This is a genomic window from Pseudomonas sp. A-1 (assembly GCF_004801855.1).
In the GTDB taxonomy this organism is placed as follows: Bacteria; Pseudomonadota; Gammaproteobacteria; order Pseudomonadales; family Pseudomonadaceae; genus Geopseudomonas.
Window position 1 is genome coordinate 1 of record NZ_SSTC01000054.1, and the last position, 22,046, is coordinate 22,046.

Sequence of the window (22,046 nt, forward strand, 5' to 3'; positions counted from 1 at the left end):
CGGGCGGCGCCTGGCCAGCCTGGGCTGGCAGTTCGGTGTGGCGGCCGGCGCGCCGCTGCGCGCCTGGCTGTGTCACCCGCAGCAGTGCCTGGCGCTGCCCGGCAGCCGCGGCCGCAGCCGCGCCCTGAGCGGACTCGACGCCGGCCAGCCGCTGCAGCTGTGCTTCCGTCTCGACGAGGGTGCCCGGCCGCAGCGGGTCAGCGACCTGCAGCTGCTGGTGGAGTACCGCTGAGCCCGGCGTCGGCTCAGAAGGCTTCCCAGGCCTCCTCGGCTTCCACCGCACGCTGGCGTTGCGGTCGCGGCGGATTGCCGACGGCCGCCGGCGCCCTGGCGGGCGGGGCGGCATCCGGCTGCAGGCGTTCGCGCTGGCCGATCTGCAGGATGGAGATCGCCTGCGCCAGCCCGCGCACCTGCTCGTTGAGGTCGTGCGACACATGCCGGGCGTGCTGGACCATGCCGGCGTTCTTCTGGGTCACGCCGTCGAGCTGGACGATGGCCTGACCGATCTGTGCAATCCCCGCGCTCTGCTCGGCCGAGGCGCTGGAAATCTCCGCCATGATGTCGCTGACTCGGGTCACCGACTCGATGACCTCGTCGATCGCCTGCTCGCTGGCCCTGACCAGGCCGACGCCATCGTCGATCTCCTGGCTCGAATTGGCGATCAGCTCATGGATCTCCTTGGCCGCCGCGGCCGTGCGGCCGGCCAGCAGACGCACCTCGCTGGCCACCACGGCGAAGCCGCGGCCCTGCTCGCCGGCTCGCGCCGCCTCCACCGAGGCGTTCAGGGCGAGGATGTTGGTCTGGAAGGCGATGGCGTCGATCAGCGCGATGATCTCGCTCATCTGCCGCGAAGTGGCGGCGATCGACTCCATCTTGCTGACCATCCGGTGCATCACCTCGCCGCTCTCGCGCACCGAGCCGGAGGCCTGCTCGGCGAGCTGGTTGGCGTGGCGGGCGTTGCCGGCGTTCTGCTCCACGGTGGCGGTGATCTGCTCCATGCTCGCCGCGGTCTCCTGCAGCGAGGCGGCCTGCTCCTCGGTGCGCGCAGCCAGGGCGTGGTTGCTCTGGGCGATGTTCGCCGCGTCCTCGGCGACGCTGTGCATGCTGCGGTTCACGTCGAGGGCGATGCTCGACAGGCTCTTGCGCATGATGTCCATCAGCGGCCCCAGCTGGGCCAGCTCGCCGCGGCCGAGATCGGGCAGGCAGGCGCTGAGGTTGCCGGCGGCGATCTGCGAGTTGAAGCGCTTGGCTGCCTCCAGCGGCGCCAGGCTGGCGCGCACCGTGCGCCGGCCGAGCAGGCAGGGCAGTGCGGTGCCGCCGGCGAGCAGCGCCAGGTCGAGGCCCGGCACGGGGACATCCGCCATGCCGCTGCTCCGCCCCAGCCAGTAGCAGGCCGGCAGCAGCACGGCTACCAGAGCGCTGGTCGCCGCGCTGCCGAAGCCCAGGGAGGCCGGATTGATCCGCCCGAGCAGACCGGCCAGGCCGCTGCGGCGCAGCTCGCCGTCGACCAGCCGGTAGCCGTGTGCGCGGCCGCTGGCGAGCGCCTCGTACACGCGGTTGGCCAGGGCGATGGCCTGCGGCTCGGCGCGGGTGCGCACCGAGGCATAGCCGACCAGCTGGCCTGCCTCGAAATAGGGGGTGACGTGCGCCTGTACCCAGTAGAACTCGCCGTTCTTGCGGCGGTTCTTCACCAGCCCGTTCCAGGCGCGGCCGGCCTTGACCGTCGACCACAGGTTGTCGAATGCCTCGCGTGGCATGTCCGGGTGCCTGACGATGTTGTGCGGGGCGCCATGCAGCTCGTCCCAGGCAAACCCGCTGACTTCGATGAACGCCGGGTTGGCGTAGGTGATCTTGCCGGTCAGATCGGTCCTCGAAATCAGGAAGTCGTCCGGGCTGAGGGTGTATTCGCGGGAGCTGGAAGTGCGGATGTTCATGTACTCGATCACGGTGGCTGACACAGCTCGATTATGTGATGTGTGTCACATTGCTGGCGCTGACGCAGGTCAATTTTCTGTCGCCGGCAAATCGTGGAATAGTCGCGCTGGAGATCGACTATTCCGCGATTGGCCCGGCCCGCGCTGCGGTAACAATGGAACGTGGATTGTCGGAGCCGCTCGTGGGGAGCGCCGGCACGTCATCGGCAGTCGTCCGCCGCGCGGTGCGGACCACCGGCCGAATCGCTCGGACTGGCGCAGAGGCAGACGGATGTACAACGCACAAGGCAAGATCAGGCAGCGTGACCTCTTCGACGAGCATCTGCCGCTGGTGCGCCGGCAGGCGCTCAGCCTGCAGGTGCGCCTGCCGGCCAGCGTCGAGCTGGACGACCTGATCCAGGCCGGGATGATCGGTCTGCTCGATGCGGTGAATCGCTTCGATGCCGGCCAGGGCGCCAGCTTCGCCACCTTCGCCAGCCAGCGCATCCGCGGTGCGATGCTCGACGAGCTGCGCAGCCGCGACTGGGTGCCGCGCAGCGTGCGGCGCAATGCGCGGCTGCTCGACGAGACCATTCGCCGCCTCGAGCAGCAGCTCGGTCGCCCGCCCGAGGATCGCGAGATCGCCGCCGCCCTCGATGTCAGTCTCGAGGAGTTCCACCACCTGCTGATGGACGCCAACGGCAGTCAGCTGGTCGCTCTCGACGAGCTGTCGGAAGAAGAGGGCGACAGCCTCTCGGCGGGGGCGCATGCCACGCCCCTGGCCGAATTGCTCGAGGGGCGCCGCCGCGCGGATCTGGTCAAGGCGATCGAGCGCCTGCCCGAGCGGGAGAAGCTGCTGCTCACCCTCTATTACCAGGAAGACCTCAACCTCAAGGAAATCGGCGCGGTGCTCGGTGTCAGCGAGTCGCGGGTCTGCCAGCTGCACAGCCAGGCCGTGGCCCGCCTGAGGGCCGCGCTGGCGGCCTGAGCCGCGCTACGGCTCAGCCGCGGGGCGTCGGGCTGGCTGCCTCGGCGGTCAGCGCATCGCCGAGCAGGATGCCGCCGCCGCTGCGCTTGGCCGCATACATCAGCTGATCGGCTCGGTGGATCAGCTCCAGGGCGTCCAGCCAGTGCTCCGGGCCGTTCTGCACGATGCCGATGCTCAGGTGGGGCGCATGGGTGCTGTCTGCCAGCCGTCGCAGCAGCCGCTCGGCGAAGCGGCTGGCGCCCTGCACGGTGCAGTCGGGCAGCACCACGCAGAATTCGTCGCCACCGTAACGGCAGCAGATGTCGTAGGTGCGGCTTTCCTCGAGCAGGATCGTGCCGATGGTGCACAGGACCGCATCGCCGGCCAGGTGGCCGGCACTGTCGTTGATCTGCTTGAAGTTGTCGACGTCGAAGTACAGCAGCGACAGCGGCTTGCCCGCGCGCTGCGCGCGTGGCAGCTCGTTGCCCAGGCTCTCCATGAGGAACCGCTGGTTGTACAGGCCGGTCAGCGAGTCCTGGCGGGACAGTTCCTCCAGCTCGCGGGTGCGCTCGGCGATCTGCTCCTCCAGCGACAGCGCGTGGCGAATGGCCTCGTTCCTGGCTGCCTCGACCTCGGCCAGCAGGCTGTGGATGTAGGTGTCGAAGACCAGGCCGGTGTCGAAGTGGAGCAGCTTGTCCAGCGCCTGGCGGGTGGCCTCGCGCAGGGGGCCGGCGCCCAGGTGGGTATCGAGGACCTCGAGCAGCAGATGCTTGAGCAGGTGCATCGCCGCCAGAAAGTGCTTGGGCTCGATCGCCAGGCGCTTGTGGATCATGCCGATGTGCAGGCGGTCGTTGACGTACGCCGCGCCGTAGTCGCCGGAGAACAGGTCGCTGACGTAGCGGCTCAGTTCGCCGCGCAGGCGCCTGAGGGTGTCGGCATCGCCGATGATCTCGGCGACCTCCGCGATCTCGGTCTGCAGGCGGAAGAAGCGCCCCACCAGCTCGTCGGTCCGCGCGGCGATGCAGGGGCGGCAGGCGGCCAGCAGTTCGGCGTCCCTGGCGGTGAAGCCGAACAGTTCCTTGCGCCGGGCGATTTCCAGGTCATTGATGTGCATCCGCTGCGCCGGGCTGTAGTGCGTCGGATTCATGCGCTTACCTCGGCTGACAAGGATCGGGTGCGAGCGGGCGGCTCCCTATGCCGGGGGGCGCGCCGGCAATCGGCCGGCCTGGTGACGGATTGGGCGGCGGGCTGTTTCATGGGGCGGCCCTGCCGAGCGGCGGATGGGCGGGCGCAGCCTGCTCCCGGTCCGTCAGGCGTTCGAGGTAGAAGCGTTGCAGTTCCTCGGCGGGCATCGGCTTGCCGACCAGATAGCCCTGGATCTGGCTGATGCCGATGGCATCCAGGTAGTCCTGCTGGCGCTGGGTTTCGATGCCCTCGGCGATGGTGGTCAGGCCCATGCTCTGCGCCATGACGGTGACTGCGCGGACGATCGCCCGGTCGCTGGGCGACTCGACGATGTCCTTGATGAAGGCGCGGTCGACCTTGATCGCGTCCAGCGGGAAGCGCAGCAGATACTCCAGCGAGGAGTAGCCGATGCCGAAGTCGTCGATGGCGATCTGGAAGCCGCGCTCGCGCCACTGGCGCAGCTGCTCGACGGTAGCCTGCGGATCCTGCATGGCGGTGCTCTCGGTGATCTCCAGCTTGAGGTCGCGAGGACGGATGCCGGCCTCGTCCACGCACTGTTCGAGGATGGCCGACAGGTTGCTGTCCTGGAACTGGCGCGGCGACAGGTTGATGCTCATCTGCAGGCGGATGCCGGCGTCCTGCCAGCGGCGCAGCTGCCGGCAGGCGGTGCGCAGGATCCACTCGCCCAGCAGGCTGATCAGCCCCAGCTCCTCCAGGATCGGGATGAAGCGCGGGGGCGCCACCGGGCCGAGTTCGGGATGAGTCCAGCGCACCAGTGCTTCGACACCGACGATGCGGTTGTCGTTCAGGCGCAGCTGCGGCTGGTAGACCAGATGGAACTGCGCGAAGTGGTCCTCCAGGGCCGCGCGCAGGGCGAACTCCAGCTTCAGCTCGACGGCCTTGTTGGCGCTTACCGGTCTGGCGATGGCCATCGGCTTGCCCTGCAGGCGGGCATGCTGGCGGGCATCCTTGGCGGCCTGGATCATTTCCTCGGCGCTGCCGGCATGTTCGGGGAACAGGGCGATGCCGGCGGTCATCGAGACGAACAGGGTTTCCTCGCCGATGGTGATCGGCTGGCCGGTGCGCTTGAGGACCGCCTCGGTCTTGAGGCGCACCCGGTTCAGGTCGTTGTGCTGCACGAGCAGGGCGAACTCGTCGCCGTCCAGCCGGGCGATGCTGGTTTCCAGTGGCAGCACCTGGCGCAGGCTGTTGGCGATGCGCGCCAGCAGTTGGTCGCCGGCCTGCATCCCCAGGGCGTCGTTGATGCGGCTCAGGCGATTGATGTCGAACAGCACCATGGTCACGCCATGGCCCTGCTGGCGGGCGCGCTCGATGGCGGCCTCGAGCTGGCGCAGGAACAGCTTGCGGTTGGGCAGGCCGGTGAGGCTGTCGTGCAGGGCCAGGTGCTGGACCAGCTGTTCGGTCTCGCGTACCTGGGTGAGATCCTGGAAGGCACCCTCGAACAGCTCGGGGCTTCCTGGGGAGGGGTGGTGCGCAGCTACCAGGTGCACCACTCGCACCGAGTTCTCCGGGGCCAGCAGGCGGATCTCCTGGTCGAGCCGTCCGCGCGCATCCCGGGCCACCTCCAGCGCCAGGGCCAGGCGCTTGCGGTCATCCGGGTGAGTGCAGGCGAGCAGGGCCTGGCGGTTGCCGAGCTGCCCGCCGTCCAGCCCGGTCAGCTCGGTCAGGTCCGCCGACCACTCCAGGCTGTCGTCCTCGGCATCCCAGGCCCAGAAGCCCATGCGGGCGATCTTCTGCGCATGTTCCTGGCGCAGACGGGTGCGCAGCAGCTCGCGATTGGTGCGACGGGCGCGCAGTGCGTGGCGTATCCGGGCGATCAGCAGCGGCCAGCTGATCGGCTTGCTGATGAAGTCGCTGGCGCCGGCCTCGAAGGCGTGCTCGACATCGACGCCCGCGTCCGCGGCGGTGAGCATGATAATCGGCGTGCCCTGTTCCGCTTCGAGCTGGCGCAGGGCGCGGCAGGCGGCGAAGCCGTCGAGCCGCGGCATCATCACGTCCATCAGGACCAGGTCGGGTTTTTCCCGCTGGAACGCTTCGACGCCCTCCTGTCCGTCGGCGGCCTCCAGGGTGCGGAAGCCCTGGCGGCCGAGGATCGACTGGATCAGTCGCCGTGTCATGCTGTCGTCGTCGACGATGAGGATGGTTTCCAGCGTAGTCATGCGTTGCGCGTCACTCCGTGTCGAGGGAAGAAGGGCGAGCGGGCTCTCCCGCTGCTGGCAGGGGCTGCGCCAGGTAGCGCTCGGCCAGTGCCGAGCGCGTGGCGGCAGCCAACGCCGCGAGGGAAGGAGCGTCGGCGGCCGGGATCGCCTGGTGTTGGCGGGCCTGCCACTCGATCCGCCGCGCCAGGTCCGTCAGCGCCAGGGCGCCGATGCTGCCGGCGCTGCCCTTGAGGCTGTGCGCCTGGTGGCGGATCGTCTCATGATCGCCGCTGCGCAGGCTGTGCAGCAGGGGGTCGACCATGCCGGGCAGCTTGCCGCAGAACAGGGCGACCACCTCCTGCAGCTCCTCGCCCAGAATCGCGTCGAGGCTGTCGAGCAGGCTGTCGTCCAGCAGCGGCTGGTCGTCGGGCAGCGCACGGAGCGTGTGGCTGATGCTGGCGAGGGTGGTGTCTTTCATTCAACGTCGGCCTGGCGAGCTGGCTGATGCAGCCTGATATGTGATCTTCTTCACATATTATCGGTCGTTTGCAAGCGAACTTGAACCACCTGCGAGGCGACGCCGCCGAGCAGATCCCCTGCAGGTGCCTGGGAGGGCTCCGGCAAGAGTCGTCGTTTCCATCCGCGCGGGAATCCCGGCACCTGCCGTCGCGGCAGCGAGGGCGCGGGCCTTTCCGCGAAGTCCCTAAAGAAATCCTGCCGGTGGGCCGATACAGAGCGGTTGGGAAGTATTGCGCCGTTGACCAGTAGAGGCCTTGTGATGGAAGAGCAAATCGACACGCCCACCCGGATCGAACACCCCGGTGAGTGTCTGTCCCTGCTTGAAGGACTCTGTCAGCCGGGTGGCGCCGCACTGCTGTTCGCGGCCCAGCCGGGACAGCCACATCCGGTGGTGCTGATGGAGCTGGATCCGGAGGAAGGGCTGGTGATCGACATCAGCGCCACTCCGGAGCTGGCCGGGCGGATCGAGCGCAACGACCCCTTCCATCTGTGCGGCCAGGTCGACGGCGCCATGCTGCGCACCCCCAGCCTGAGCGTGCTGGGGCGGCACGAGGCAGCGGGGCGCGTGCAGTTCCTGTGCGCCTATCCGCAGTGGCTGGACCTGCTGCACCGGCGCAGTTCCTATCGTGCCGAACTGCACAGCGACATGCTGGTGGTGGTCGAGCTGCACCTTCATGGCGGCGAGCAGGTCCTGCGCGGCCGCCTGGTCAACCTGTCGCTGGGCGGCTGCCTGGTCGAGCTGCCGGCCAGGGAGGCGGTGCGCCTCGAGGGGCCGCAGGTGCTCGACCGGCTGGTGCTCAGCTTTCCCGGTGGCCAGCGTCTCGAAGTGCCCGCGCGGGTCTGTCACATGCACGGCGAGATGGACTGGCAGAGCATGCGTTTCGGCTGCCAGTTCCTCGGCATCAGCGGCGACCAGGAACGGCGCCTGTGGTTGTACGTGCGCGAGATCGAACGGGAGAAGGCCCGCGCCAGCCATAACGGCAACCGGGCCCTGCAGCCCTCGGCCCTGTTCATCCAGCGCGCGCCGCTGACGCAGGCGCTGCCGGCAGGCGGCAACCCGCTGCCAGGCAGCAGCATCGGCCGACGCCTGGGGCGGGTGGCGGCCTATCTGGACACCCAACTGATCAAGCTGCGCCACGGTGCGGCGGTCGACTCCAGGCAGCTGTCGCGCCACAGCGATCTGCTGCTCGAGCTGCTGGCGACCGACCGCGATTCCCTGCTGTTCGCCGTGCTGCACCAGCCCGGCGAGCCGCTGCTGGTGCAGCACGGCATTGCCCTGGCGGTGCGTATGGCGGACATGGCTCAGGCGCGCAACCTGCCGCGTCAGGCGACCAAGGCGATCGTCGCCGCCGCCCTGGTGCATGACCTGGGCAAGGCGCTGCTGCCGGTCGAACTGCGCCTGGCCAGGCATCTGGATGCCGGCCAGCGCCTGGCCTTCGGCAGCCATGTGGGCCTGCTGCGCGAGCGTCTGGACAGCTGCAAGTGGCTGGCCGGACCGGTGCTGGATGCCGTGGTGGGAGCGATCAACGAGCGCCTCGATGGCAGCGGCTACCCGCAGGCGGCTCCGGCCGAGCGTCTGGGCGAGCTGGCGCGCATGGCCACGGTGATCGATGTGGTCGACGCCATGAGCCGTCCGCGTGCCGATCGCCCGCCCCAGCCGATCGACGCCATCTATCGTCACCTGCTCGCCAGCACCGGCCAGTTCGACCCGCAGTGGAGCCAGCGCTACATCCGCCATTTCGGGCTGATCCCGGTCGGTAGCCTGGTGCGCTTCGGCAGCGGCCAGCTGGCCTGGGTGCGCCGCCTGGATCGCGAGGGGCAGGTGGGCCAGGTGCAGCTGACGGCCAGCCCGGCGCTCGATCCGCGGGGCAGCGGGCCGCTGCTCAGTGATGCCGAGCTGAGCGGGCTGGGGCCGATCGAGAGTATCGTGCTGCCAGAGCTCGAATGATGGCCGGTGCCTGGCCGGGCGACCCACTGATTCTCATGGTGCTGGGCATCCTGGCGCTGGGGGCTCTGGCCGTGTTGCTGGACGGGTTGCGTATCGGGCGTCGGAACCTGGCGGGGCGCGACATGGAGGGCGCGTTCGCCGCCCCGGCTCATGCCAGCGACCCGGTCAGCCAGATGGCGGCCATCCACCGGGTCATGGCGGTGATCGAGTTCGACCTGCAGGGCCGCATACTCACCGCCAACCAGAACTTTCTCGATCTGTTCGGCTGCCGCCTGGAGGAGATCCGCGGGCAGCCGCACAGCATCTTCTGCCCGCCGGGAGTGGCGCACAGCCAGGACTATCAGGAGCTGTGGGAGCGCCTGCGGCGTGGCGAGCACGAAACCGGCGAATACCGCCGGCTGGCCCTCGACGGTCGCGAGCTGTGGGTCCAGGCCTCCTACCACCCGATCTTTCCGCCCGCTGGCGGGCCGGGCAAGGTGGTCAAGTTCGCCAGCGACATCAGCTTCCACCGCGAGATGGAGGCGGAGCTGCTCGAAGCCAAGGAGCGCGCCGAGCGGGCGGCGGCCGCCAGGAGCGCCTTCCTGGCCAACATGAGCCACGAGATCCGCACGCCGATGAACGCCATCATCGGCTTCACCGAGCTGCTGCTCGGCAGCCGGCTGGACGACACGCAGCGCCGGCACCTGCAGACCGTGCAGCACTCGGCCCGCTCCCTGCTGGCCCTGCTCAACGACATCCTCGATACCGCCAAGCTCGAACGCGGGGTGGTCGAGCTGGAGGCGGTCGACTTCTCGCTGCGCGAGCTGGTCGAGCGGATCTGCGCCCTGCTGCGCCCCAATGCGACGGCCAAGGGCCTGAGGCTGTCGCTGCACTACGCTGCGGAGCTGGGCGAGGGCTTCCGCGGCGATCCGCTGCGCATCCAGCAGGTGCTGCTGAACCTGCTCGGCAACGCGATCAAGTTCACCCCGCAGGGCGAGGTGAGCCTGCATGTGCAGGCCGAGGGCGAGCAGGTGTGCCTGGCCGTGCGCGATACCGGTATCGGCATCGCGGCCGACCGCCTGCAGAAGATCTTCGAGCCGTTCGCCCAGGCTGACGCCTCGATGAGCCGCCGCTTCGGCGGCACCGGCCTCGGCACCACCATCGCCCGCCAGCTGGTGGAGCTGATGGGCGGCCGCATCGAGGTGCACAGCCGGCCCGGTGAGGGCAGCACCTTCCGCATCACCCTGCCGCTGCCCGCCGTGCAGGCGCTGCCGCGCCAGGCGGTGCCGAGCCTGCCGCACCTGCCGCCGCTGCACATCCTGGTGGTCGACGACGTGGAGCAGAACGTCGAGCTGCTGGCGCTCGGCCTGGGCCGCCTCGGCCATCGCATCGGCACCGCCCGCGACGGCGCGCAGGCCCTGGCGGCGCTGGCCGGCGGGCGCTTCGACCTGGTGCTGATGGACGTGCAGATGCCCGGCGTCGACGGCCTTGCCGCCAGCCGCCAGTGGCGCGCCCACGAGCAGGCCCATGGCCTGCCGCGCACCCCGCTGATCGCGCTGACCGCCAGCGTGCTGGAGAGCGACCGCCTGGCCGCCCGCGAGGCAGGCATGGACGGTTTCGCCGCCAAGCCGGTGGAACTGGAGCGGCTGCTGGACGAGATCGTCCGCGTCACCGGGATTGCCCCCGCCCAGGCCGGCGTGGAGCCGGGTGCTGCGTCCATGGCCGTTGCCGCATGTCCGCTGGCAGACAGCTGCCGGGCGACGGCCTGCACGTCTGCCAGTTGTCCGCTGGTCGAGGTGCCGGTGCTGCTCGAGCGCCTGACGCGCGTCTGGCGCCGCGGCGAACTGGACGACCTGGCGTTGCGCCAGCTGCTCGCCAGGCTCGACCCGCAGGGGAGCTCGGCCAGCCTGGCCGCCCTGGTGGGTGCAGTAGACGAATTCGAATTCGACCGGGCCCTGCAGCTGCTGGAAGTGCTGCGGAGCCGGCTGGAGACATTGCCCGAGGGCCAGCCAGCATGACCACCGACATCGCCGAACGACGCCAGAAACTCCTCCTCGTCGATGACGAGCCGAGCAACCTGCAGGTCCTGCGGCATATCCTGCAGGACAGCTACCGCCTGCTGTTCGCCCGCGACGGCGACAAGGCCATCGAGCTGGCCGGCCGCGAGCAGCCCGACCTGATCCTGCTCGACGTGATGATGCCGGGCATGACCGGCTACCAGGTGTGCCGGGCGCTCAAGCGCGATCCGGCGACCCGCGCGATCCCGGTGATCTTCGTCACCGCCCTGACCGATACCGACGACGAGGCCGAGGGCTTCGAGGCCGGCGCGGTGGACTACATCACCAAGCCGGTCAGCCCGCTGATCGTCAAGGCACGGATCCGCACCCACCTGTCACTGGTACGCGTCGACGAGCTGCGCGAGACCCGCCTGCAGATCGTCCAGCGCCTGGGCATGGCCGCCGAGTACAAGGACAACGAGACCGGCCTGCACGTGATCCGCATGAGCCACTACTCGCGCCTGCTGGCGCTGGCCGCCGGTCTCGGCGAGGCCGAGGCCGAGGACCTGCTGCACGCCGCGCCGATGCATGACGTGGGCAAGATAGGCATCCCCGATGCCATCCTGCGCAAGCCCGGCAAGCTGGATGCGGATGAGTGGAGCGTGATGCGCGAGCACTCGCGCATCGGCGCGAAGATTATCGGCGAACACCCCGGTGGGCTGCTCAGGATGGCGCACAACATCGCCCTCTGCCATCACGAGAAGTGGGACGGCAGCGGCTATCCCCATGGTCTGCGCGGCGAGGCGATTCCGCTGGAGGCGCGCATCGTGGCGATCGCCGACGTGTTCGACGCGCTGACCAGCGAGCGTCCGTACAAGAAGGCGTGGAGCGTGGAGGAGGCGGTGACGCTGATCCGCAGCGAGGCAGGCCGCCACTTCGAGCCGCGGCTGGTGGAGCTGTTCATCGACCGCTGCCTGCCGCAGGTGCTGGAGGTCAGGGAGTTGTGGAAGGAGCGCGAGGTCAGCTGCGCATCAGCCTGAGCATCTCCGCCTCGGCCTTCCACAGCTTGTCGTACAACGTGGCGGCGGCCTTGCTGGCGGCCGGCGGCACTTCGCTGGTGATCTTGAAGCGATGCTCGCGGGTCAGGCCGATGGCTTCGCCGAGCAGCGCCATCACCTCCAGCGGCAGCACCGCGCCATGGCGGGCCAGGTATTCGCCGAGCGCGGTGTCGATCTTGGCGAAGTCGTAGGCGATCTCGTTGCATGCCGCCTCCCACGCCATGCCGGGGAAATGGAAGGTCGGCAGGAACTGGCGCAGCAGCGCCACCAGCGCCGAGGTGGCCTCGAGTTCCTTGTCCAGCAGCAGCGCCGCCTTGCGCGCCTGCAGTTCCAGCCCGCGGTCCTGTTCGCGGCGTACCCGCTCGGCCCATCGGCGACCGATCCAGCCGGCGAGCAGCAGGGTCAGCAGGCTGCCGGCGACGATGGCGGCGAAAAGGACGATGGCGATTTCCGTGGTGGCGCGCAGTTCCATGATGGGGCTCGAAACAGGGGAAGGGAGCGGTACGTGCAGGCGAATTCCTGCAGCGTCAAAAGGTTATCGTCAGAAGGGTGGCGGAACTTTAGGGGAGACGAATATGCCCCTGTCATCTCTGGACTGAGATGCGCGCACGGTTGCCGAAGTGCGCTGATCTGGCTCGACGCGGATCAGGCTTTTTCCTGAAGGAGCAGGCCGGTCAGGCTCTCCATGCGCTGCGTCATGCGCAGGACTTCCTCGCTGGGAATCTGGCGGATCAGCTCGCCGCTTTCGCGATCCACCACCCGGGTGACCAGATGATTGCCGGGCTCGCTGAACTCGAACTCGATGCCGTAGCTCTGCAGCCCGGCGTTCAGTTGCTGCAGGCTGGCCGCCAGCTGTGCTGCGCTTCCCTGGGCGGACTCCTTGGTCGATGACTCGTTGCGCTGTGCGCTGGCGACAGTGCTCGGCGACTCGCTGGCGGGAGGCACGGCCGCCGCAGCCTGCTCGGCGGGAAAGGGGAACAGCTGGATGACGTCGAGAGAGGGCGGTGTTGTCATGGTGGCTCCACTCCGAGCGGCGCTGGGCGCGGGTTTGAATGAAGATTTCTGCCCTCTATCGGCAGGCTGTTGGGGAATCTTGAGGCAGGTATGTGGCTATGCCTTCAGCGGGGTGCGTATCCTGCATGGCGAAATCTGCTGTCGTGTCGCGTGCGCCCGGCAGGCGGCGGTCAGCGCAGCAGCGACAGCACGCCCTGCGGGATCTGGTTGGCCTGCGACAGGACTGAGGTGCCCCCCTGCTGGAGAATCTGCGCGCGCGTCATGTTGGCGATTTCCACGGCGTAGTCGGCATCCAGGATGCGGCTGCGGGCGGCGGCGGTGCTGATGCCTTGCTGCGCGAGGTTGGCAATGGCGCCCTCGAAGCGGTTGGTCAGAGCGCCATACTGACCACGATAACCGTCTACCTGGTTCAGCGCTTCCTGCAGCTTCTTCATGGCCTCGCGTGCTTTCTCGAACGGGTCGAGTTCGACATCGGAAAGGCCAAGCGATGCGCTGTCGGCAGGAGTTGCCTTGATGGTGACTTTATCCGGCGCGCTGCCGAAGGTTGCGCCGAGGACGATATCGGTATCGCTGCTGGTCGGTGACTGCGCTGGCGGACTGGTCGGTGCCGGAGGCGTGGGGGAGGGCATGCTGTCCCAGGTAGCTGTGGCGCTGAAAGCGCCGCTGCCGACGACAATGAGCACCAGGTCTTCGGTGGTCTTGTCGATATTGACGATCTCCAGGCGCGAGCCGCCATTGAGGCCGTCATTGTAGCCGGCGCCGCTTTCGTAGCGGTCTCCGTCGCCGCTGTAGGCGAAAGTCATGCCGTTGTAGGTGCCTGTCGCCACGCCGCTCAGCGCCAGATCGTGGCTGGTGCCGCCCTCCAGCAATTGCGCTGCATCGTAGCTGGCGCCGGGCAGGAAGCCGTTCTCTGGGGTCAGCAGCAAAGCCTGTGCCGACGCCCCATCGGTGATGCCGTTGTCGATCCAGACCCTGTCGGTATCGGTGCCGAGTATGGGGGTACCGACCAGATGGGTTCCGTTGCGGGCGAACAGCTGGATATCGTCGTCCTGACCGAGAGAGTCGATCTGTAGCGTCACGTTGGTCGCGCCGGCCGGGATGTAGGCCGTCGAAACGATGCCGGACGAAAAGGAGCCACTGCTACCGCTGGTGGGGAATGTCTGGGTGATGGACGGGGTGTTGCCCAGAACCGGTGGGGTGGGCGCCGGAGACGCTTGTGGTGCCGGCGCCAGCGGATACTTGCCGAAGGCGGTGGTGCCGGTGGCGATGCGATCGATTTCCGCGCGCAGTTGCTTGTACTCGGCGTTCAAGTTGGCGCGGTCGCTGTCGGACAGTGTGCCGTTGGCCGCCTGCACCGCCAGCTCGCGAGAGCGTTGCAGCAGTTCGTTGATACCGTCGAGGCCACCTTCGGCCACCTGCATCAGCCCGATGCCATCGCTCACGCCACGACTCAGCATGCTGTTGGCACGCAGATTGGCGGTCATGCGGTTGGCGATGGCCAGTCCGGCTGCATCATCCTTGGCGCTGTTTACGCGCAACCCCGAAGCCAGGCGCTCGAGGCTGGTCGCCATGCGCTGCTGTGCCTGCTTCGTTCCCTTCTGTGCCTGAAGGGCGGGGAGGTTGGTCTTGATGATGGACATCGGCGCTCTCCGTGCGTTTGTGTGATGCGGTTGGCGTTCTTATCGGCGCATGCACAGATTACTTGAGAGGAGGGGTGTCAAGTTTCGCAGGGGGTGGTGCGACGAGTGGTGTGGGTTGCGTCGGAGGGGCTGCCGCTCGCCAGGAAAACGGTGCCGGCGCTGCTCAGTGGGCTGGAAACGAGCAGGGCGCCCGAAGGCGCCCTGTCGTATTGCTGTAGCCGAAGGTGCGCGATTTTCCTGGTCGCGCACCCCGGCGAGCCGCTTAGCGCAGCAGGGACAGTACGCCCTGCGGAACCTGGTTGGCCTGGGACAGCACGGAGGTGCCGGCCTGCTGCAGGATCTGCGCGCGGGTCATGTTGGCTACTTCCACTGCGTAGTCGGCATCCTGGATGCGCGAGCGGGCGGAGGTCAGGTTGGTCTCGTTGGTGCTCAGGTTGGTGATGGCCGACTCGAAGCGGTTCTGCACGGCACCGAGGTTGGAACGAAGGGTATCGACCTTCTTCAAGGCCGAGTCGATGGCTGCAAGGGGGTTGGCGGTGGCTGTCAGGCCAGCAGTTGCATCGGTGTCGTAGGAGGCTTTGGCGGCATCCCATGCGGCGGTGTTGGCAAAGGTGATGGTCACCTTGCCGAAGTCTGCTGCATCCGGATCGGACTGGATGTCGCCTGCAGCGATCTTGTACATGTTGCCATCCTTGTCTTGGATGGCGTAGTTGGCGCCATTGTTGTAGCTGTGCAGGGTGAAGGTACCGCTGGGAACGTTGCCTGCGCCGCTGGTGTCGATGGTGACGTCGGCTGTCACGGTACCGCCGCTGGTCGGGCTAACCTCGGACAGTTTGGTGATGGGGCCGGTCAGGCCGCTGACCGAGAAATCCTCCAAGCCCAGAGTGGTGCTGGTGATTTCCTCAAGCCCGACGCCAATAACTTCGCCATCGTTGGCGCCAACCTGGATGTCCAAGGTGCGATTTGCGCTCAGTACCTTGACGCCGTTGAAGTTGGTTTCGCGGGACACGCGGTCGATTTCACCCAGGCGTTGAGTGATTTCTGCCTGGATGGAGGCTTTGTCGTCAGCCGAGTTGGTGTCGTTCTGCGCCTGCACGCTCAGTTCGCGAACGCGCTGCAGGTTGTCGTTGATCTGGTTCAGCGCGCCTTCGGCGGTCTGGGCGACGGAGATGCCGTCGTTGGCGTTGCGCTGTGCCTGGGCCAGGCCCTTGACCTGGGCGGTCATGCGGTTGGAGATCGCCTGGCCGGCGGCGTCGTCCTTGGCGCTGTTGATGCGCAGGCCGGAGGACAGACGCTCCATGGCGGTGGTCAGGGAGCTCTTGGAGCTGGTCAGGTTCTTCTGCGCGATGACAGAAGTGATGTTGGTGTTGATCACGGACATGGAGTGACTCCTTGCTTGCTCAAGTTAGGTGCCAGTGGCGAGCTGCGCTGCGCACGTGCTGCGCCTGGCGACAACGGCGCCGTTGGCCGTTACCTCAGATATCGACGGGGAGCGGGGAAGCTTTAGGGCTGACGACGATTTTTTGTGAGTGGATCGGCATTTTTTGATCTGCCTCAATCCTGCGAATTGCCGGCAGGCCGGCCATGCGCCGGTCGACAGGTCGGGTCAGGCCGCAGGCCGGCGCCCGTCTGAGCGGGCTGGCGGCTTGCGTGCCAGCTTGCGCGGAGCCGATCCGGCCTGCGTTCAGGCCATTTCCAACTTGCGTGCCGCGCAGAACTCGACGAACTGCTCCACCTTGAGCGGCGGCGAGTACCAGTAGCCTTGGGCCAGTTCGCAGCCCATGCCCCTGAGCATTTCCGCCTGTTCGGGCTTCTCCACGCCTTCGGCGACGGTGATGCAGCCGAAGTTGCGCGCCATGTCGATCACGGTCTCGGCCAGGCGGCGGTCCTGGGGTTCGGTGTCCATGTTGCTGACGAAGGCGCGGTCGATCTTCAGTACCGAGACCGGCAGGGTCTTCAGGTAGGCCAGCGAGGAGTGGCCGGTGCCGAAGTCGTCGATGGCCACCGGCACGCTGTGGCGGGCGAGCAGGCGCAGCTGTTCACGGGCCAGCTCGACGTTCTCCATCAGTCCCGATTCGGTGACCTCGACCTCCAGCGCGCCGGCCGGCAGGCGGCTGCGCAGCAGGCGGTTGAGCAGGTTGCGGGCGAAGTCCGGGCGGGTCAGTTGCTGCACCGAGACGTTGACCGCCAGGCGGAAGTCGGGGGAGACCTGCCTGGCGGTCAGCCATTCCTCGAGCTGGCGGATGGCGTGCTCGATCACCCATTCGCCGATGCGCAGGATCTCGCCGCTGTCCTCGGCCATGGGGATGAAGTCGGCCGGGGAGACGAAGCCCAGGGTCGGGTGCACCCAGCGCAGCAGGGCTTCGGCGCCGACGACCCGGCCGCTGGGCAGTTCGATCTTCGGCTGGTAGACGAGGAAGAACTCCTGGTTGTCCAGGGCGACGCGCAGCGCCTCGTGCAGGCGGATGCGCTTCTGCAGGGTGTCCTCGATGCTCGACTGGTACAGCCGCCACTCCGCGGCGGTGTCCGGCAGGGCGAGGGCGGCCAGGCGCAGCAGGTGGTCGGCGGACTGGTGGGGCATCGCGGTGTGGCTGATGCCGATGCGGGCGTCGAGGCGGACCTGGACCTGGTCGATGCTGAAGGGCTGGGCGATGCAGTGCAGGATCGCCCGCGCCTGGTTGCTCAGTTCGCCCCTGGCCAGCGGCTGTTGGGTGATCATCAGCCACTTGTTGGTGTTCCAGACGCCCACGGTGGCCTGGGAGGCGAAGTGCTCGAGCAGGCGGTCGCGCAGGTGCAGGCTGAGGGCCTCGCTGGTCGCATAGCCATGCAGGCGGGCGATGTCGTCCACGCCTTCCAGGGCGATGAAGTACAGCGCCGCCGGTGCCTTCTCCCGCAGGCGGCCTTCCAGCTGGGCGAGCAGGGCGCGGCGGTTGGGCAGGGCGGTGACCGGGTCCTCGAGGGACAGGCGGGCGATGGCGGCGGTGCGCTCCTCCACCAGGTTCTGCAGGAGGATGGCGCGGTCGTTGCGCTCCTTGAGCAGGAAGTGCACCTGCAGGGCATTGCGGATGCGCTGCATCACCTCCTGCTGGTCGAACGGCTTGGTGAGGAAGTCGCGCGCGCCGAGGTCGAGGGCCTGCATGCGGGTGTCCCGGCTGGTCTGCGCGGTCAGCACGATGACCGGCGGCGCCTGCTCGCCCCAGCGGGTCTTGAGCCAGGCGAGGATGTCATGCCCGCTCAGGTGCGGCATGTTGATGTCCAGCAGGATCAGGTCGGGCAGTTGCTCCTCGAGCATGGGCTCGACCCAGCGCGGGTCGTTGATGCCCTGGCAGTTGCGGTAGCCGTAGTGCTCCAGCAGCGCCAGCAGCAGCTTGACGTTCACCGGGCTGTCATCGACCACCAGAATGTTGGCGTCGGTGTGGAGCGGTGCGGTTGACTGCACCGGACCCTCTGGCGGACAGCTTTGGGCGACGGGCGCGGCTGCCAGGTCGGGGCCTGCGAGAGTGCCGTGATTGCTGGTGATCATCGTGGTCCCTGTGGGGCGGCGTGGTTCCTCGACGGAATAACGGCCCGGGCAGCGAAAACTTTATGACGATTTGTCGGTGGGGCTGCTCGACGGGTGCGGTTTTGTGCGGTGCTGCACGCCGAGGGCTTCAGAAATGCCCGCGGCTGCCGATAGGTGCGCAGAGGCCCGCCCGGGAGGCGTGCCGTCCCGTCCCCGGTATGCATACGGAGTCCGCATGAATCCCTCCACGCTTATCGGCATCCTCTCCAGCGTCGTGCTGCTGGCGGTGGTGCTGGTCTTTTCCGCCGAGGATCCGTCCCTGTTCCTCGACCTGCCGAGCCTGGGCATCGTGCTGGTGGGCACGCTGGCGGCGACCTTCATCAGCTATCCGCTGGGCGAGGTGCTGCGGGTGTTCGGGCTCTTCGCCACGGTGATGCGCAACGAAAAGCTGTACACCCGCGACGACATGGAGGAGCTGGTGAACATCTCGCGGCTGTGGATGTCCGGCAACCTGCGCCAGGTGGAGGAGGCGCTGCAGCACGTGCGCAACCCGTTCCTGCGCACCGGGGTGCAGCTGGTGGTCGACAACACCCCCGAGGAGGACATCATCGAGCTGCTGCAGTGGCGCATTTCCCGTCTGCGCGCCCGCGAGCATGCCGAGGCGCAGCTGTTCCGGGTGATGGCCAGCTTCGCGCCGGCGTTCGGCATGGTCGGCACCCTGGTCGGCCTGGTGAACCTGATGTTCCTGCTCGGCGATGGCGACATGACCGCCATCGGCCGGCAGATGGCGATCGCGCTGATCACCACCTTCTACGGCGTGCTGCTGGCCAACCTGGTGTTCAAGCCGGTGGCGGTGAAGCTGGAGCGGCGCACCGAGCAGCGCGTGGTGGTGATGAACATGGTGGTGCAGGGCATCTCCATGATGTGCAACAAGCGCAGTCCGGGGCTGATGCGCGAGACGCTGAAGTCGTTCATGGCCCAGTACCAGGACGAGATCAACGATGGCGGCGCCGGGGCACGCGGCCTCAATGGCGGCCGGGCCTGAGGAGCGCCGAGCGATGAGCGAACAGGCAGCCGAGGGCGCCGCGAGCGACGCCGGCACGACCACGGCGATTCCCGCCAGGCAGGCGCTGCTGATGCGCCAGCGCGAGCTGGAGGCCGAGCTGGCGCACGCGCGCCAGGTGGCGGGGCGGGCCAAGCGCAAGATGGGGGAGGGCGAGCCGCTGGCGACCGAGCCCGAGGAAGAGTCCTGGCTGATGACCTACCTGGACATGATGACCCTGATGCTGGTGCTGCTGGTGGTCATGCTGGCCTTCGCCGGCAAGGGCGCGCTGGAAGGGCTGCGCCAGGCGGCCAGCAACCTGCGGCCGGCCCATGAGGGCGTGCTGCCGGCCACTGACGGCCTGCTGCCGCAGTCCGCCCTGCAGGTGCCGACGCCCCTGCCGTCCAAGGCGCCGGTCGATCCGCTCAAGGGCCTGCCGCTGGACCAGCTGGGCGACGACATCGACGTGGTGGTCAACGAGAGCACGGTGAGCTTCCGCATCAGCAGCGAGATCCTGTTCAGCTCCGGCCAGGCCGATCTCAGTCTGGCCGGCCTCTCGGTGCTCAAGCGCCTGGTGCCGGTGCTCAACAGCACCAGTCACCGCATCGCGGTGGAGGGGCACACCGACTCGGTACCGGTGCGCAGCGGCCGCTATCCGTCCAACTGGGAGCTGTCCGGTGCGCGGGCGGGGGGCGTGGTGCGCTATCTGGAAGCCAACGGCGTGGCCAGCGGGCGCCTGCGCGCGGTCGGCTACGCCGATACCCGGCCGCTGGGCGACAACGCCAGCGCCGAGGGTCGGGCGAGCAACCGGCGCGTCGAGCTGATCATGGAAGCGCCGGGTTCATGATGGTGCACTGAGCTGCTCCGTTGTGGTGCGTGAGCCCGCCATAGGTGCGCGGCGGCTTCCCCGTGCCTGCAATATGACGCCATTTTGATGGCATGTTTCTTGCTGTGACGCAGTCATCACTTTTGTTGCACGGAAGAACCCCGATGTCGTCACAGCAAAGCAAGCGCATGGACCTGTCGTCGGCCGAACGCCGCTGGCTGCCCTGGCTGGGCAGGACCGGCAAGCTGGCCATGGGCTGGTCGTGCTGGCTGAACCGCGATACCTGCGCCGAGGTGGAGAAGGTCTTCGAGGGCATCGCGCAGACCCGCAGCCACCTGCTGCACAACTGGGCGCTGACCCAGTGGGCCTGGCTGGCGGAGCTGGCCGATGGCCTGGCGCGCGACTTCACCTGGCTGGACAACCGCCTGCTGCAGGAGCGGCTCGCCCAGTCCGCCGACTGCTCCGAGCTGTTCGTGGTGTCGCCGCAGGGCGTGGTGCTGGCATCGAGCTGGCCCGGGCACTGCAACGCCCGCGATCTCGACCCCGCGGCCCTGGCGGCCGGCCTGCGCCAGCCGTTCCTGCACGGCCCCTATGTCGACCCGCTGACCTTCGACATCGGCCCGTCCAGCTCGCGCTTCCACGACGAGGTGACGCTGATGTTCTATCAGCCGATCCGCCGCGACGACCAGTTGCTCGGCTGCCTGTGCGCGCGGGTGCCCAACGACGTGCTGGGCGACCTGATCCAGCGCGAGGCCGGGCACGTGTACGCCGAGTCCGGCGACAACTACCTGTTCATGGTCGAGTCGCGCTTCGATCCGCGCATCCGGGCGGGCACCGCGCTGTCGCGCTCGCGCTTCGAGGACAACACCTTCAGCCACGGCGAAAACCTCAAGACCGGCGTGCACACCCGCTGGGGCACGGTGCGGGTCCGCCGCCACACCGAGCTGGAGCTGCGCTTCGTCGACCCGGCCACCGGCGAGCTGCACCCGGGCGTGCGCGAGACCATCCGCAAGGGCGCCAACCTGTTCGTCACCTATCCCGGCTATTCCGACTACCGGCACGTGCCGGTGGTCGGCAAGGGCGTGACCTTCCAGTTGCCCGGCTCGCCGGATCGCTGGGGGATGATGTGCGAGGCCGACCTCGAGGAGGTCTACCGGCGCCGCTCGCTGACCTTCGGGCTGATGCGGACCTTCCTCTTGGTGATGGGCGGCTGGTACGCCGCCAGCACCGGCCTGCAGCACTACAGCGGCCTGCCGCAGGGCGTACTCGACCTGCTCGACCTCGGCCTGCTGGGGCTGTGCGGGCTGCTGTTCGCCGCCCTGGGTCCGCGGCGGCTGGCCAGCCGCATGGGCGAGATGACCGCGGTGATCCGCACCATCGCCGAGGGCGGCGGCAACCTGAGCCAGCGCCTGGATCGCGGGCGCATGGCCAACGACGAAAGCGGCGACATGGCGCGCTGGATCAACAGCTTCATCGACAACCTCGACGGCATCGTCGGCGAGGTGATCCGCGCCTCGCACAGCGTCGGGCAGACCAATGCGCAGATGCTGGCGCACAACAACGCGGCCTGCAGCACCTCCACGGCGGTGGCCGAGTCCATGGGCAGCATGCTGGCGCTGGTGGAGGCGCAGCTGACCGAGATCCAGCAGGCCTCACTGACCGCCGAGGAGATGAAGAGCGCCATGGAGGCGGTGATCGGCAGCGCGCGCGAGAGCACCCAGGCGATCCGCAACGTGGTGGACCGCTCGGCGCGCAGCGTGCAGTCGCTGGACAGCCGCATGGGGCAGATCGGCAACATCGTCGAGCTGATCAGCGAGATCACCATCCAGACCAACCTGCTGGCGCTCAACGCCGCCATCGAGGCGGCGCGGGCCGGGAGCCACGGTCGCGGCTTCGCCGTGGTGGCCGGGGAGATCCGCACCCTGGCCTCGCGCACCGCCAGCGCCGCCGACGAGATCCGCCACGTGATCGAGGGACTGCAGGAGGAGACCCGCGACGCGGTGGCCTTCATGACCCATGGCGTGTCGAACGTCGATGCCAGCCTGCGCCAGGCCGAGCAGGGTTCCAGCGAGAACCTGCGCCTGCAGCAGGCGGTGCAGCGCATGTTCGAGCTGATCAAGCAGCTCGACCAGCGCAGCCAGCACTACGGGGACACGATCCGCGGCGTCGATCAGGTATCCCAGAACATGCAGCAGACCCTGCGCACGCTGCAGGGCAGCACCTCCCGGGTGCGGCACACCACCAGCAAGCTGCAGCAGCTGGTGGGGCAGTTCGCCGTCACCCAGGGCTGAGCAGGT

General features: G+C 68.2%; 17 protein-coding genes and 1 pseudogene. 8 read left to right on the forward strand and 10 right to left on the reverse strand.

Annotation, left to right across the window (positions count from 1 at the left end; all coding sequences use genetic code 11):
• Positions 1–232, forward strand: a 232-nt coding sequence (locus E5198_RS13520) for a flagellar protein FlhE (RefSeq protein ID WP_136490521.1), incomplete at its 5' end; no start/stop codon positions are given.
• 13 nt (positions 233–245) lie between these two features.
• Here the strand turns inward: E5198_RS13520 and E5198_RS13525 are convergent.
• Both E5198_RS13525 and E5198_RS22360 read right to left on the reverse strand, forming a co-directional pair.
• Positions 246–1,364, reverse strand: coding sequence for a methyl-accepting chemotaxis protein (locus E5198_RS13525; protein WP_372239887.1), 1,119 nt, complete (start codon positions 1,362–1,364; stop codon positions 246–248).
• A gap of 243 nt (positions 1,365–1,607) precedes the next feature.
• Positions 1,608–1,934 (reverse strand): annotated as a pseudogene (locus E5198_RS22360) (PAS domain-containing protein); the annotation flags it as partial.
• 271 nt (positions 1,935–2,205) lie between these two features.
• Here E5198_RS22360 and E5198_RS13530 point away from each other — a divergent pair.
• Positions 2,206–2,901, forward strand: a complete 696-nt coding sequence (locus E5198_RS13530; protein ID WP_136490523.1) for an RNA polymerase sigma factor FliA — start codon at positions 2,206–2,208, stop codon at positions 2,899–2,901.
• Between the two features lie 13 nt (positions 2,902–2,914).
• Here E5198_RS13530 and E5198_RS13535 read toward each other — a convergent pair whose 3' ends face one another.
• From E5198_RS13535 to E5198_RS13545, 3 genes are all read right to left on the reverse strand, one after another.
• Positions 2,915–4,027, reverse strand: coding sequence for a GGDEF domain-containing protein (locus tag E5198_RS13535; RefSeq protein ID WP_136490524.1), 1,113 nt, complete (start codon positions 4,025–4,027; stop codon positions 2,915–2,917).
• A gap of 106 nt (positions 4,028–4,133) precedes the next feature.
• On the reverse strand, positions 4,134–6,245 hold the full coding sequence (locus tag E5198_RS13540; RefSeq protein ID WP_136490525.1) for a bifunctional diguanylate cyclase/phosphodiesterase: 2,112 nt from the start codon (positions 6,243–6,245) through the stop codon (positions 4,134–4,136).
• Positions 6,246–6,255: 10 nt separating this feature from the next.
• The gene (locus E5198_RS13545) at positions 6,256–6,702 is read right to left on the reverse strand and encodes an Hpt domain-containing protein (RefSeq protein ID WP_136490526.1); all 447 of its coding nucleotides are present in this window, start codon (positions 6,700–6,702) and stop codon (positions 6,256–6,258) included.
• Between the two features lie 300 nt (positions 6,703–7,002).
• On the opposite strand from E5198_RS13545, the gene E5198_RS13550 reads away from it, so the two are divergent.
• From E5198_RS13550 to E5198_RS13560, 3 genes are read left to right on the forward strand one after another with little or no spacing between them, the layout of a single operon-like run.
• Positions 7,003–8,691 carry a PilZ domain-containing protein gene (locus tag E5198_RS13550; protein WP_136490527.1) on the forward strand — a complete coding sequence of 563 codons (1,689 nt, stop codon included), beginning with the start codon at positions 7,003–7,005 and terminating at the stop codon, positions 8,689–8,691.
• Positions 8,688–10,688 (forward strand): PAS domain-containing hybrid sensor histidine kinase/response regulator, encoded by a 2,001-nt coding sequence (locus tag E5198_RS13555; RefSeq protein WP_136490528.1) that lies wholly within the window; start codon positions 8,688–8,690, stop codon positions 10,686–10,688. Before E5198_RS13550 ends, E5198_RS13555 begins: the two co-directional genes overlap by 4 nt.
• Positions 10,685–11,707: a two-component system response regulator gene (locus E5198_RS13560; protein WP_136490529.1), complete on the forward strand. Its 1,023-nt coding sequence runs from the start codon at positions 10,685–10,687 to the stop codon at positions 11,705–11,707. The genes E5198_RS13555 and E5198_RS13560 overlap by 4 nt, the downstream gene beginning before the upstream one ends.
• On the opposite strand, the gene E5198_RS13565 is transcribed toward E5198_RS13560, so the two are convergent.
• The 5 genes from E5198_RS13565 to E5198_RS13585 form a co-directional block, all read right to left on the reverse strand.
• Positions 11,688–12,197, reverse strand: coding sequence for a hypothetical protein (locus E5198_RS13565; RefSeq protein ID WP_136490530.1), 510 nt, complete (start codon positions 12,195–12,197; stop codon positions 11,688–11,690). The two genes, E5198_RS13560 and E5198_RS13565, sit on opposite strands and share 20 nt — an antisense overlap.
• 173 nt (positions 12,198–12,370) lie before the next feature.
• Positions 12,371–12,739 (reverse strand): flagellar protein FlaG, encoded by a 369-nt coding sequence (locus E5198_RS13570; RefSeq protein ID WP_136490531.1) that lies wholly within the window; start codon positions 12,737–12,739, stop codon positions 12,371–12,373.
• 170 nt (positions 12,740–12,909) lie between these two features.
• A complete protein-coding gene (locus tag E5198_RS13575) occupies positions 12,910–14,379 on the reverse strand; it encodes a flagellin (protein WP_136490532.1) in 1,470 nt (489 codons plus the stop codon).
• A gap of 262 nt (positions 14,380–14,641) precedes the next feature.
• A complete protein-coding gene (locus E5198_RS13580; RefSeq protein ID WP_136490533.1) occupies positions 14,642–15,760 on the reverse strand; it encodes a FliC/FljB family flagellin in 1,119 nt (372 codons plus the stop codon).
• Positions 15,761–16,063: 303 nt separating this feature from the next.
• The gene (locus tag E5198_RS13585; RefSeq protein ID WP_218569060.1) at positions 16,064–17,818 is read right to left on the reverse strand and encodes an EAL domain-containing protein; all 1,755 of its coding nucleotides are present in this window, start codon (positions 17,816–17,818) and stop codon (positions 16,064–16,066) included.
• 298 nt (positions 17,819–18,116) lie between these two features.
• On the opposite strand from E5198_RS13585, the gene E5198_RS13590 reads away from it, so the two are divergent.
• From E5198_RS13590 to E5198_RS13600, 3 genes are all read left to right on the forward strand, one after another.
• A complete protein-coding gene (locus tag E5198_RS13590) occupies positions 18,117–18,926 on the forward strand; it encodes a motility protein A (protein WP_136490535.1) in 810 nt (269 codons plus the stop codon).
• A gap of 13 nt (positions 18,927–18,939) precedes the next feature.
• Positions 18,940–19,770 (forward strand): OmpA family protein, encoded by an 831-nt coding sequence (locus E5198_RS13595; RefSeq protein WP_136490536.1) that lies wholly within the window; start codon positions 18,940–18,942, stop codon positions 19,768–19,770.
• A 143-nt stretch (positions 19,771–19,913) separates the two neighbouring features.
• Positions 19,914–22,040 (forward strand): methyl-accepting chemotaxis protein, encoded by a 2,127-nt coding sequence (locus tag E5198_RS13600; protein WP_136490537.1) that lies wholly within the window; start codon positions 19,914–19,916, stop codon positions 22,038–22,040.
• Positions 22,041–22,046: the final 6 nt, after the last annotated feature.

Coding starts and splice junctions, on each gene's coding strand:
- E5198_RS13525 (WP_372239887.1), bottom strand. CDS start 1,364: ATGGCGGATGTCCCCGTGCCGGGCCTCGACCTGGCGCTGCTCGCCGGC.
- E5198_RS13530 (WP_136490523.1), top strand. CDS start 2,206: ATGTACAACGCACAAGGCAAGATCAGGCAGCGTGACCTCTTCGACGAG.
- E5198_RS13535 (WP_136490524.1), bottom strand. CDS start 4,027: ATGAATCCGACGCACTACAGCCCGGCGCAGCGGATGCACATCAATGAC.
- E5198_RS13540 (WP_136490525.1), bottom strand. CDS start 6,245: ATGACTACGCTGGAAACCATCCTCATCGTCGACGACGACAGCATGACA.
- E5198_RS13545 (WP_136490526.1), bottom strand. CDS start 6,702: ATGAAAGACACCACCCTCGCCAGCATCAGCCACACGCTCCGTGCGCTG.
- E5198_RS13550 (WP_136490527.1), top strand. CDS start 7,003: ATGGAAGAGCAAATCGACACGCCCACCCGGATCGAACACCCCGGTGAG.
- E5198_RS13555 (WP_136490528.1), top strand. CDS start 8,688: ATGATGGCCGGTGCCTGGCCGGGCGACCCACTGATTCTCATGGTGCTG.
- E5198_RS13560 (WP_136490529.1), top strand. CDS start 10,685: ATGACCACCGACATCGCCGAACGACGCCAGAAACTCCTCCTCGTCGAT.
- E5198_RS13565 (WP_136490530.1), bottom strand. CDS start 12,197: ATGGAACTGCGCGCCACCACGGAAATCGCCATCGTCCTTTTCGCCGCC.
- E5198_RS13570 (WP_136490531.1), bottom strand. CDS start 12,739: ATGACAACACCGCCCTCTCTCGACGTCATCCAGCTGTTCCCCTTTCCC.
- E5198_RS13575 (WP_136490532.1), bottom strand. CDS start 14,379: ATGTCCATCATCAAGACCAACCTCCCCGCCCTTCAGGCACAGAAGGGA.
- E5198_RS13580 (WP_136490533.1), bottom strand. CDS start 15,760: ATGTCCGTGATCAACACCAACATCACTTCTGTCATCGCGCAGAAGAAC.
- E5198_RS13590 (WP_136490535.1), top strand. CDS start 18,117: ATGAATCCCTCCACGCTTATCGGCATCCTCTCCAGCGTCGTGCTGCTG.
- E5198_RS13595 (WP_136490536.1), top strand. CDS start 18,940: ATGAGCGAACAGGCAGCCGAGGGCGCCGCGAGCGACGCCGGCACGACC.
- E5198_RS13600 (WP_136490537.1), top strand. CDS start 19,914: ATGTCGTCACAGCAAAGCAAGCGCATGGACCTGTCGTCGGCCGAACGC.